Source organism: Mycobacteriales bacterium (assembly GCA_035504215.1).
Classification (GTDB): domain Bacteria; phylum Actinomycetota; class Actinomycetes; order JAFAQI01; family JAFAQI01; genus DATAUK01.
Genome location: DATJSI010000006.1, coordinates 38,979 through 50,067 on the forward strand (window position 1 = coordinate 38,979; position 11,089 = coordinate 50,067).

Annotated in this window: 11 protein-coding genes; 6 read left to right on the forward strand and 5 right to left on the reverse strand. The window is 72.7% G+C overall.

Features of this window, described 5'->3' with window-relative positions; translation table 11 throughout:
* Positions 1-14: 14 nt before the first annotated feature.
* Genes VME70_00930 through VME70_00945 form a run of 4 tightly spaced genes read right to left on the reverse strand, consistent with a single transcriptional unit; the run spans position 15 to position 3,350 of the window.
* Entirely contained in the window at positions 15-869 is an 855-nt protein-coding gene (locus VME70_00930; GenBank protein HTW18758.1) for a hypothetical protein, read from the reverse strand.
* Between the two features lie 39 nt (positions 870-908).
* On the reverse strand, positions 909-1,415 hold the full coding sequence (locus tag VME70_00935) for a GNAT family protein (GenBank protein ID HTW18759.1): 507 nt from the start codon (positions 1,413-1,415) through the stop codon (positions 909-911).
* On the reverse strand, positions 1,412-2,638 hold the full coding sequence (locus tag VME70_00940; protein ID HTW18760.1) for an HRDC domain-containing protein: 1,227 nt from the start codon (positions 2,636-2,638) through the stop codon (positions 1,412-1,414). Before VME70_00940 ends, VME70_00935 begins: the two co-directional genes overlap by 4 nt.
* 31 nt (positions 2,639-2,669) lie before the next feature.
* Positions 2,670-3,350 carry a response regulator transcription factor gene (locus tag VME70_00945; GenBank protein ID HTW18761.1) on the reverse strand — a complete coding sequence of 227 codons (681 nt, stop codon included), beginning with the start codon at positions 3,348-3,350 and terminating at the stop codon, positions 2,670-2,672.
* Between the two features lie 279 nt (positions 3,351-3,629).
* Between VME70_00945 and VME70_00950 the strand changes: the two genes are divergently transcribed.
* From VME70_00950 to VME70_00960, 3 genes are read left to right on the forward strand one after another with little or no spacing between them, the layout of a single operon-like run.
* Positions 3,630-5,201 carry a S8 family serine peptidase gene (locus tag VME70_00950; protein HTW18762.1) on the forward strand — a complete coding sequence of 524 codons (1,572 nt, stop codon included), beginning with the start codon at positions 3,630-3,632 and terminating at the stop codon, positions 5,199-5,201.
* Positions 5,198-6,607 carry a hypothetical protein gene (locus VME70_00955; GenBank protein HTW18763.1) on the forward strand — a complete coding sequence of 470 codons (1,410 nt, stop codon included), beginning with the start codon at positions 5,198-5,200 and terminating at the stop codon, positions 6,605-6,607. The genes VME70_00950 and VME70_00955 overlap by 4 nt, the downstream gene beginning before the upstream one ends.
* On the forward strand, positions 6,604-7,623 hold the full coding sequence (locus tag VME70_00960; GenBank protein ID HTW18764.1) for a sensor histidine kinase: 1,020 nt from the start codon (positions 6,604-6,606) through the stop codon (positions 7,621-7,623). Before VME70_00955 ends, VME70_00960 begins: the two co-directional genes overlap by 4 nt.
* Here VME70_00960 and VME70_00965 read toward each other — a convergent pair.
* Complete coding sequence (locus VME70_00965; GenBank protein ID HTW18765.1) at positions 7,604-8,191, reverse strand: DUF3000 domain-containing protein; 588 nt, start codon at positions 8,189-8,191, stop codon at positions 7,604-7,606. The two genes, VME70_00960 and VME70_00965, sit on opposite strands and share 20 nt — an antisense overlap.
* A gap of 130 nt (positions 8,192-8,321) precedes the next feature.
* On the opposite strand from VME70_00965, the gene VME70_00970 reads away from it, so the two are divergent.
* The 3 genes from VME70_00970 to hemG all read left to right on the forward strand — a co-directional run.
* Positions 8,322-9,179 (forward strand): DMT family transporter, encoded by an 858-nt coding sequence (locus tag VME70_00970; protein ID HTW18766.1) that lies wholly within the window; start codon positions 8,322-8,324, stop codon positions 9,177-9,179.
* A 36-nt stretch (positions 9,180-9,215) separates the two neighbouring features.
* Positions 9,216-10,253 (forward strand): uroporphyrinogen decarboxylase, encoded by a 1,038-nt coding sequence (hemE, locus tag VME70_00975; GenBank protein HTW18767.1) that lies wholly within the window; start codon positions 9,216-9,218, stop codon positions 10,251-10,253.
* Positions 10,250-11,089 (forward strand): protoporphyrinogen oxidase (gene hemG, locus VME70_00980; GenBank protein HTW18768.1); only part of this gene is annotated, 840 nt, incomplete at its 3' end. The genes hemE and hemG, both read left to right, overlap by 4 nt.

An 11,089-nucleotide genomic window follows, 5' to 3' on the forward strand; every position in this document is an offset into this window, starting at 1 on the left:
GCCGGGCCGAACGGCTACGGCTGGCGGTGGTAGAGCACGTCGCGGATGTCGATGACCGGCGCGATGCGATCCTCGATCGCCGCGCGAATGACGTCGCCATCGGCGCGCGCGATGACCACTTCGTCGCGGGTGACCATCAGCGGCCGGTCGAAGCCGCGGTCCTCGAGGCCGGTCAGCCGGGCGGCCGCCGCCGAGAACGCCGGATCGATCCGGTTGAGGTCGAGCCAGCCGCGGTTGCGCATCGGCACGGCGACGGTGCGCATGCCGTCGGGGAGCCCGTCGACGATGGCGTGGCGAAGGGTCCGCGAACCCAGCAGCGTCATCACGTCGCAGTCGCCCATCGGCCGCAGCTGTGAGCTGCGCCGTAGCCGCTGCGCGGCCATCTCGCCCATGCGCTCGAGGTAGACGACCGCGGTCGGCCACCACGGCGACGGCTCGATGCCGGCCGCGCGCAGGAGCTGATGGGGGATCGGCAGCACCAGGTCGGGCCGGTCGGGGTCGAGCCCGACGAAGCCGAAGCCGAGATCCAGGGTGTCGCCGATGATCCGGCGGCGTACCCAGTCCAGGCCCGGGTGCAGAGGAGACTCGACCCAGGCGCCGTACGGCCGGGCGCGGGCCTCCAGGTCCTCGAGCGGACGGTCGGCCAGCCACCGGCGCAGCTGGAACCAATGGCACAGCCGCAGCCGCGCCTGATCGCTCGTCGGGTCGGCGCCGCCCAGCGCCCGGCGGCACTCCGGCCACGTGATCAGGAGGTCCGGTCGCCCCGGGAGCAGAACGCCGTCGACGGCCGGAAGCACGTCGATGTCGTGCAGTACTGCCACGGCGAGGGCGCACTGCCGCAAGTGCTGCGCCTCAGGCCAGGTCGACATTGCGGAACGGTATCCAATCGCGTGGGCGCGCTTGAGGAATCAACCGGATGAATGTCCCATACCCGGCGGCAGGAGACTGATGTTTGGCGAAGGTTCAGCCGGATGGCCCAAGGCGTCGAAGCGGTAGCGCAGCATGCTGTCGGACTCCGGGCCGACAGGGGTGAAGCCGATCCGTTCGAGCACGCGCCACGACGGGGTGTTGGTGACCTCGACCTCCGCCTCGACGGAGGTCACTCCGGGTTGCTGCGCGAGCCACGACACAAGTGCTGCGACCGCCCGGCCACCGAGCCCTCGGCCGCGGCTCGGGGCGGCGAGACCGTAGCCGATCTCGACCGAGCCGTCCGGCCTGGTCGGGGTTTTGGTCCCGCAGTCGCCGGCGATCCGGTCGTCATCGTCGAGGATCAGAAAGCCGAGCCCGCCGGAGTCGATGAAGCTCATGCCGATGACGCTGTCCGCGTGCGGCCAGCCCGGCGCCGCGGTCAGCCCTGGGTAGCGGCCGTCGAGCGCAGCGGCCCGCCCATCGGCGTCGAACTGCACGAGCCTCATGGCTGGTCAACCATCGCCGCGCTCAGCGGGTCGACGGTGAGCTCCACCTGCCAGTTGCGGGCGCCGCCGGCGCGCAGGAACGCGGCGACATCCGCGGGATCGGCAGACGGAGGCGACCAGGCAAGGCGACGAACGAGGTCGGGTGCGAGCAGGTTCTCGACCGGTACGTCGTGGCGCTCGCTCAGCTCGGCGAGGGCGGCACGGGCGCGCGCAAGCCGGCCGGCGGCGACCGGATCGCGGTCCGGCCACCGGTTGGGCGGCGGCGGCCCGTCGCCGGGCACCGCGGGCCGCGGCAGCGCGGTCTCGGGCAGCTCGTAGGCGGCTGCGATCGTCGGCCACAGCTCGGTCACCAACCGCCGGGTCGAGCGGCCACCCCAGCCGGGGAGCCGGCCGAGCTCATCGATCGTCGGCGGCGCGGACGTGGCGGCCGCGATGATGGCGCTGTCCGGCAGGACCCGCCCGGGCGCGAGGTCGCGGGCACGGGCACGGTCGTCACGGGCCTGCCAGAGTGCGCGCACGATCGCGAGCTGGCGACGGGTGCGCAGCTTGTGCATTCCGCTGGTGCGTCGCCACGGGTCCGGTCTTGGCGGTGCCGGCACGGCGACAAGAATCGCCGCGAACTCCTCGCGCGCCCACTCGAGCTTGCCCTGCTCGCGCAGCTCGGCTTCCAGCGCGTCACGCAGGTCGATCAGGAGCTCGACGTCGAGCGCGGCGTATCGCAGCCAGGGCTCGGGCAGCGGCCGGCGCGACCAGTCGGCCGCGGAGTGCTCCTTGGCCAGCGCCCGGCCGAGCAGCACTTCGGCCATCGTGGCGAGGCCGACGCGCTCGAAGCCGGCGAGGCGCGCGGCCAGCTCGGTGTCGAACAACCGCGACGGCGCCAGCCCGACCTCGCGCAGGGACGGAAGGTCCTGCGACGCCGCATGCAGGACCCACTCCACGTCGGCGATCGCAGTGGACAGCGCAGTCAGGTCGTCGAGGGCCACCGGGTCGATGAGGACGGTGCCATGGGGTTCGCGGCGCAGCTGGACGAGGTAGGCACGCTGGCCGTAGCGATAGCCCGACGCTCGCTCGGCATCGACCGCGACCGGTCCGGTGCCGGCGGCGATGGCGGCGATGGCGGCCTCGAGATCGGCGGCGGTTTCGACGACCGGGGGTACACCGTCCCGGGGCTCGACGAGCGGAACCGCGGACGCCGGCTCGTCAGCGGTCTCGCTCACAGACATGACGCTAGTTGCTGAAGTGCGGAAACTGCGGTTAGCGGATCACTCCGGCGCGCATGGCCATCGCGACCATCTCGGCGCGGTCGCCGGTCCCCAGCTTGCGCGCGATGCGGGCGAGGTGGCTCTTGACCGTGAGCGCGGACAGGCCCAGCGCCTCACCGATCTCCTTGTTGGAGCGGCCGTCGGACACCAGGTGCAGGACCTCGATCTCGCGGCCGGACAGCTCAGCGACTCCGTCCTGTTGCGGCCCGCCACGCAGGCCTGCAGCCAGCAGGGAGGCAACCGACGGGTCGGCGTACACGCCACCGTCGAGGACCCGGCGGACGCCGTCGGCCACGACGAGGGGTGACGCGGACTTGAGCAGGTAGCCCTGGGCGCCGGCGACGAACGCGGCCCGCACCGAGTACGGGTCGTCGGCCGCAGAGAGGACGACCAACCGCGGCCACCCGGCCGCTCGCAGGTCGCTCAGCAGGTCCAGTCCGGATCCGTCGGGCAGGCCGACGTCCAGCACGCACAGGTCACGGGTGCCACCGGCATGCGCGCGTGCGCGCGCTTCGGCGATGCTCGCCGCCTCGACGACGTCGCGGGCCCCCATCGCGGTCAGTCGGGCCACCATCGACTCGCGCACCAGCGGGTGGTCGTCGACCACCATGGCGGTAAAGCCGCCCGCGGGATCCGCGGCGGTGGTGGCAGCGCGCTCGGCGAGAGCTGACACCGAGTCCTCCTCCGTCTTGGCCGTCTGTTGGGCGGCGCCAAGTTTCAGCATCTGGAGCATTCTTCGGTCGGCAGTAACGGTTCCTGTAGCCCGGCAGGGGTAGTCGTTGCTCCGTACGGCCGAATTCGGGCCGATCGCCGGCCCGCGGGCGAACCGCCCGGGCGGGATTGCTCCAAATGGGGGATTGGGCGCGGCGGAACCCAAGTACGGGTCTGAGTCTGCCGACAGATTTTGTGAGCGTGGGAACGAGTCCACGCCGGGTCGGGAGGACGCGTGTTCGTGCACCGATGGAGGTGGGCGCTCACCGCGCTGGCCCTGGGCATCGCCGCACCACTGATGGCGACCGGCGGCGCGAGCGCCGCATCCGCCGTTTCCGCTGCTTCGCCGAGCCGAGCGGGCGGCCCGTTGGTGCACGCGATCGTCACCGTCCGGCCGGGCACGAGAATGCCGCTCGCCGTCCCGGGTGGGCGCGTGCTCGACACGCTCTCGGCGGTGCACGCCGAATACGTCGCCGCGCCGCGCGCCGCATTGACCGGCCTCGCCGCCAACCCGGCGGTTGCCGGGGTGTCGCCGGACTGGCACGGACACGTGATGGGTTTGCGCCACTTCCATGGGGGTCGGGGCGGGCGTGACTGGTCGAACCCGAAAGACAGCGTGCTTGCCGCCCAGTCGGTCGGCGGCGACGCCGGCCAGCCTGGCGTCGGAGCCGGAGTGAACATCGCGCTGCTCGACACCGGGGTCAACGACACTCCGGCGATCAACCGGGCCTCCGGCCGGCTGGTCGACGGCATCGACCTTTCTCATCTGTCCGCCGGCGGCGCGCCCGCGACCACCGGCCCGTTCACCGACGGTTACGGTCACGGCACGTTCCTCGCGTCCCTGATCGCGGGCGGGCCGGTCCCGGGCTCGGACGGCTTGGGCTTGGGCGTCGCTCCCGCGGCGCACGTCGTGGTCGTCAAGGTGGCGAACGCGCAGGGGCAGACCACGCTGCTGCAGGTGCTGGCCGGGCTGAACTGGGTGGCGACGCACGCCCACTCGATCCAGATCGTGAACCTGTCCCTCGCGGTGCAGCGCCCGACCTTCCCGGCGTACGGCGCCGACCCGCTGAACTGGGCGGTCGAGGCGGTCCGGTCCGCGGGTGTCCTCGTCGTCGCCGCAGTGGGCAACACCCCCGGCCAGGTCGGCGACCCGGGTCTCGACCCGCAGGCGCTGACCGTCGGGGCGCTGGACTCGACGGGATCGCAGCCGCGGGTCGCATCCTTCTCCGGTAGCGGCGTCGTCGACGGCGTGACGAAGCCCGATGTCGTCGCGGCCGGCGTGCAGGTGCTCGGCGAGATGACCGGCAACACCCTGATCGCCAAGGAGAACCCGGGCGCGTGGCAGTCGGACGGCCTGTTCCGCGGCTCCGGCACGAGCGAGGCGACAGCGATCACGACCGGCGTCGCTGCGGCGTACCTCGCGCAACATCCGGGCAGCACGCCGTTGCAGGTCAAGACCGCGTTGCGGACCAGCGCCCGACCGCTGTGCAGCTGGGCCGCCGGAGCGGGCGCGGTGTCGATGTCGTGGACAACCGTGCACGCATCCTGTGGCGATGGCTGGCACCGCTGGGGCACGCCGTCGTGGGACCCGACCGGTGAGGCCCGCTTCGACGCCGCGGAATGGCTGCGTAACTCCTGGCTGCACGGTGCCTGGGTGCCGTGGATGGCCTCGTCCTGGTCCGCCTCCTCGTGGTCCGCTTCTTCCTGGTCGGCCAGCTCCTGGTCCGCCTCTTCGTGGTCCGCTTCCTCGTGGTCGGCGTCTTCCTGGTCGGCGAGCTCCTGGTCGGATGAGAGCTGGGGGCCGGCACCGTGAGCCCCGCCGCCCGAGTACGCCTGCTCGCCGTCACCGCGATCGTGGTGACGGCTGTCGCTGCCGGCATCAACGGCTGGGGTCACCCGTCGTGGTACGCCGTACCGGTTCTGACCGTCGTCGTCTGCGCCGCGGAGACCGCGGTCGTGCACCTGTCCTTCGGCCGGCAGCGGTGGACGTTCAGCCTGACCGAGGCGGCCATCGCGGTCGCGTTCGTGCACTCGCCCCGGGCCTGGACGGTGTTGTCCGTGACGGCGGGCGTCCTGGTCGCGCAGATGGTCCGCCGGCAGGAGCCGCTGAAGGTGCTCTTCAACGTCGCGCAGTTCGCGGCGGCGACGGCGCTCGGTGCGGGCTTCGCCGCGCTGGTGGGCGCGGGCGTGCCCGGAGCGATCGGCGGGATGGGCATCTTCTGGTTCGTCAACAACCTGCTCATTGCTGCGGCGATGTCGATGATGACCGACCAGAGGCTGCGCTCCCTGCTCTGGGCGAGCGCGCCGCTGGCCTCGATCCACTCGGTCGGCACGTCCGGCATCGGCATCCTGGCGGCGTGGCTGGCGGCCAACGCACCGCTCGGCCTGCTCGCGCTCGTCATTCCCTTGCTGCTGCTGTGGATCTCCTACGACGAGCAGACCACGGCGGCGGCCGAGGCACAGCTGTACGCCGAGCTGGCCCGGCTCCAGGAGCGCGCCAGTGGACGGTCGGTCGACGTGTCGGCGCGGGTCGTGCTGACCGCGGCCGCGCGATTGTTCAGCAGCGACGACGTCGAGATGGTGCTGCTCGCCGAGGACGGCCCGGTGCGCTACGCCGGCAATGTCGACGGTGTCGTCCGCCAGCGGGTGGATCCGGAGGCGCTGGACGTTCCGTGGGTGCTGCGCGCGCTCGGTGAGCGCGGCGCGGTCACCGGCAGCGACGAAGGCCGGCCCTGGTGCGCGACCGTCCTCGGCGGTCACGAGGCTCCGCTCGCGGTGCTGGTCGCCCGGCGACCGGTGGGGGGCTCGAGCTTCGGCCGCCGCGAGATGATGCTCGCCGAGGTGCTCGTGCAGCAGGCCGAGTCGTGGCTGTCGATCGCCGAGCTCGCCGCCTCGCGCGACGAAGCGCTCGCGCAAGCCGAGGCGGCGGAAGGCACGACCCGCGCGCTCGGTGACCTCGGGGCGGACACGGCGCCATCGCTCGTGGTCCTGCGGGAGTCGGCGAACCGGCTGGCCCGGCTGGCCGCCACCGAGGGTCCCGCGTCGGTGCACGAGATCGTTGACGAGCTGTACGCCGTGGAGCGGGCGGTCGCCTCGCTGCTCGGCGCGATCGCGCTTGCCGCCGAGCCGGATCTCGCCAGGTTCGCCGTCGACGACGACTCGATGTCGATGCAGGGCCGCTCCGCGGAGTGGACCACCACGGGCGTGCTGGCGTCATGAAGCTGATGCGGGGTCGGGTCGCGCCACTTGCGGTGGTGGTGTTCGTGCTCGCCTTCGCCGCCGGCTGCGCGGTCGTCGCGGCGTCCGCCTCGCTGCTGCGGGCCACCGGCCACGTCGAGGTGCCGATGTGGCAGGCGCTGATCGCCGGTGCTCCCGCCTCGCTCGTCATCGCGACGATCGCGATGCTCGCGAACGTGCAGGCGTCGCGCGCGATGCAACGGATCCAGTCCCGTGCCCGCACGGTGGAGGCCCTGCAGCGGAGGGTGCGGATCGCCGACGAGGTCGCCGAGCGGCACCGCCGTAGCGCAGAGACGGCCAGCGCCGGGATGTTCGAGCTGCTCTCCGGCCTGGTCGCGGCCGAGGAAGGTGCGCGCGGTCAGCTCGCTGCCGAGCTCCATGACACCGTCGCGCAGTCGCTCACCACCGCGCAGGTGTTGCTCAACGACGAGGACATGGTCAGCATCCGGCGCGCGCGCGACATGATCAGCGAGGCCGAGGAGCAGGTCCGCGCGGTGATGGCGCGCACCCGGCCGCCGGCGCTGCGCGAAGGTGATCTAGCCCGTGCGGTCTCGAGCCTTCGCGACGACCTGCGCAACCGCTACGGCCTCGAGGTCGATCTGTCCTGGCCGGCGGAGGCGTACCCGTTGCCATTGGTGACCGCGGTGACGACGTACCGGTTCTTCCAGGAGGGCCTGCTGAACGTCGTGAAGCACGCCGACGTCGATGCCGCGCGGGCGCAGCTGTGGGTCGACGACGACTGGGTCGTCGCGACCGTCGTCGACGGGGGTATGGGCTTCGACCCGGCGACCGTCCACTCCGAGGGCGGCCGGCATGTCGGCCTCGGCCTGCTGCGCGAGCGGGCCCGCCTGGTGGGTGGCTCGCTGGATGTGTCGTCCACGCCGGTGCGCGGCACGACGCTGACGTTGCGGCTGCCACGTGCGGGCAGCGGGGCCAATGGCGTGATGCCGGTGAAGGCGACGCTCCCGCCGATCGGGGTTACCGAGCGCGTCGGATGAGCCGCTTGGGCATGGCCACGACCCCGGGTGGGATCGGCGGCAGCCCGGCGGCCAGGCACAGCACCTCGCCGAACGCCACCAGGTGCGGTCCCAGGTCGCCGTTCGGCGACCAGGACGCTCGGATCTCGACGTCACTCGCAACCGGCTGATCCGTGAGCGCGCCGAACCGCTCCGAGGTGGTGCGCGTGACGGTGCCGCCCTCGGCGGTGTAGACCGCACCGGCCGCGTCCAGGGCCTCGATCAGCCAGCTCCAGCCGACGCCGGCGAGCATCGGGTCGCTGGCGATCTCGGGGTCGACCGCGGCCTGGACGTAGGCCACGCAGCGGGTGTCGCCGGCCCACACCTCTTGGCCGTCAGGGTCGTGGAGCACCACGAGCCGGCCCTCGGCGAGCTCCTCGTCGCCCGAGACGGCGGTTGCCTGCAGCGCGACGGCGTACGGCGCCAGCCGCTGCGGGGCGGGCAGCTCGTGGACGACGATCTCCGGGCGGAGCTCCACGCCGGTGAGACCGGCCAGCGCCTGGCGAAAGGCAGGCGGCAGGTCGGCCGGGGCGGACAGTTCCACCGACACCCGGCCACTGTAAGCGCCAAGATCCCGGTGATCCTCGCGACACGCGAATCGCGGTGGCGAACCGTGGTTGCTGCCGGCGCCCGCGGTTCACGGCGGCCGATCCATGGCGCCGGCACTAGCCTGGCCCGTCGTGGCCACCCTCCTCGCGCTGCTCTCGAGCGGCCTGTGGGGGACCGCAGACTTCCTGGGTGGCACCGCCAGCCGACGGTTGCCGCTGATCGCCGTCGTAGGGGTCAGCCAGGCCGTCGGGGCCCTCGGCATGCTGATCGCCGCGGTCCTGACCGGTGCGCTCGACGCCTCACCCGGGTACGTCGGTTGGGCCGTGCTGGGCGCGCTCAGCGGGACCGGTGGCCTGCTCGCGTTCTACGAGGCGCTGGCCACCGGAACGATGGGCGTGGTCGCCCCGATCGCCGCTCTCGGCGTCGTCGTACCGGTCGCCGTGGGCATCGCGCAGGGAGACCGGCCCAACGCGGTCCAGGCGATCGGCGTCGTCGTCGCGATCGCGGGCGTCGTGCTGGCGAGCGGGCCGGAGCTTCGGAACGAGGACGTCGAGCGCCGCCGCGCGGCGCGCCCGCTGCTGCTCGCGGTGGTCGCGGCCGCCGGCTTCGGCGTGGTGTTCGTCTGCGTCGACCACGGCGCCCGGACGAGCACGATCATGATGCTGTTCTCGATGCGGGCCATCTCGGTCGCGCTGTTCACGGGCTATGCGCTCGCGACCGGGTGGAAGCGGCAGATGGCGATCACCGCGGCTGATCTGCCGTTGCTGGCGATGGTCGGCATCTTCGACGTGAGCGCGAACGCGACGTTCGCGTACGCGACCCAGCACGGTCTGCTCTCGCTGGTCGCGGTGCTGTCGTCGCTGTATCCCGCGGTCACGGTCATCCTCGCTCGCTTCGTCCACTCCGAACGGCTGAAACCGGTGCAGCTCAGTGGTGTCGTCGCCGCGCTGGCCGGCGTGGTGTTGATCGCGTCGACCGGCACCGGCTGACGATGGCCGGCGCGAGCTGCGTGACACGATCGAGACATGGCCGAACCCGCTGACGGCGCATTCCTGCGCGCGTGCCGCCGCGAGCCGGTGCCGCACACCCCGGTGTGGTTCATGCGGCAGGCCGGGCGCTCGTTGCCGGAGTACCGCGCGTTGCGGGAAGGCGTCGGGATGCTGGAGTCCTGCCTTCGTCCGGACCTCGTGACCGAGATCACCTTGCAGCCGGTGCGTCGGTACGGCGTCGACGCCGCAATCCTCTTCAGCGACATCGTCCTTCCGGTCAAGGCGGCCGGCGTCGACCTCGACATCAAGCCCGGCATCGGCCCTGTCGTCGCGTCGCCGGTGCGGAGCGCGGCAGACGTCGCGCGGGTCCCCCCGCTCGACCCGGGCGCAGTCACGCCGGTCGCGGACGCGGTGCGCAACCTGGTCGCCGAGCTTGGATCAGTGCCACTGATCGGTTTTGCCGGAGCCCCGTTCACCCTCGCGTCGTACCTCGTCGAGGGCGGGCCGAGCCGCGACCACGCAAGGACCAAGGCGTTGATGTACGGCGACGAGGCGACCTGGCACGACCTGGCCGCGCGGTTGGCTCAGATCGCGTCGACGTTCCTTCGGCTTCAGATCGACGCCGGTGCGCAGGCGGTTCAGCTGTTCGACTCGTGGGCCGGTGCGCTGTCGGCCACCGACTATGAGCGCTATGTGCTGCCGCACAGCCGCGCGGTTCTCGAGTCGGTCGCCGACGTGCCACGCATTCACTTCGGGGTCGACACCGGCGAGCTGCTTGCGCTGATGGCTGCGGCCGGCGCGGACGTGGTGGGCGTCGACTGGCGGGTGCCGCTCGACGTCGCGTCCGGCCGGCTCGGCACCGAGGTCGCGGTCCAGGGGAACCTCGACCCGGCGGTTGTGTTCGCGCCGTGGGATGCGGTGGCAGCCCGGGCCCGCGACGTCATGCGACAGGGGGCGGCCGCGCCGGGGCACGTGTTCAACCTCGGGCACGGCGTCCTGCCCGACACCGATCCCGACGTGCTCGCCCGGCTGGTCGAGCTAGTGCACGAGGAGTCGGCGGCGGCGCTGTCATGAGCCGCGTGGTCGTCGCCGGCGGAGGGATTTCGGGACTGGCCGCGGCGTACCGGCTGGCCGGCGCCGGGGTCGACGTCATGCTCATCGAGTCGGCACCGGCGGTCGGTGGCAAGCTGCGGGTCTCCGACGTCGCCGGCGTCCCGGTCGATGAGGGCGCGGAGATGTTCCTGCGGCGGGTGCCCGAGGCGCTGGATCTGGTGAGCGAGCTCGGCCGCGCGGATGAGCTGGTCTCGCCGCGCACGAGCACCGCGAGTGTCTGGGCGCGCGGCGCACTCCGCCCGATGCCGGCCGGCACCGTGATGGGGCTGCCCAGCCGGGCCGCTGCCCTACGTGGCGTTCTCTCGGACGCCGAGACCGCCCGGGTCGAGCTCGACCGGCTGCTGCCGGGCTCGGCGCCGGGGGAGGACGTCTCCGTTGGGCGCTGGGTCGGGCACCGGGTCGGGCGGGCGGTGGTCGAGCGGCTGGTCGACCCGCTGCTCGGCGGGGTCTACGCCGGGCGGGCGGACGAGCTCTCGCTCGCCGCCACCATCCCGCAACTTCCGCGCGACGAGCGTTCCGTGCTCGCGGCGGCCCGGCGTGCACTGCCTCCGGTCTCCTCGACCGAGCCGGTCTTCGCGACGCTGACCGGCGGGATGGGCTCGCTGCCGGGTTCGGTGGCCGACGCGATCGGGACCCGGGGAGGCGAGATCCTGACCGGACGCGCGGTGCGGGAGCTGGCGCGCACCTCGACCGGCTGGCGGGTCGTGCACGGCGCGACGACCGACGAGCAGGCGGTCGAGGCCGACGCCGTCGTCGTCGCGCTGCCGCCGGCGCCGGCTGCCCGGCTGCTCGCCGAG

Excerpts from the sequence above, each read along its gene's own strand:
- VME70_00930 (HTW18758.1), bottom strand. The coding sequence starts at position 869 with ATGTCGACCTGGCCTGAGGCGCAGCACTTGCGGCAGTGCGCCCTCGCC.
- VME70_00935 (HTW18759.1), bottom strand. The coding sequence starts at position 1,415 with ATGAGGCTCGTGCAGTTCGACGCCGATGGGCGGGCCGCTGCGCTCGAC.
- VME70_00940 (HTW18760.1), bottom strand. The coding sequence starts at position 2,638 with ATGTCTGTGAGCGAGACCGCTGACGAGCCGGCGTCCGCGGTTCCGCTC.
- VME70_00960 (HTW18764.1), top strand. The coding sequence starts at position 6,604 with ATGAAGCTGATGCGGGGTCGGGTCGCGCCACTTGCGGTGGTGGTGTTC.
- hemE (HTW18767.1), top strand. The coding sequence starts at position 9,216 with ATGGCCGAACCCGCTGACGGCGCATTCCTGCGCGCGTGCCGCCGCGAG.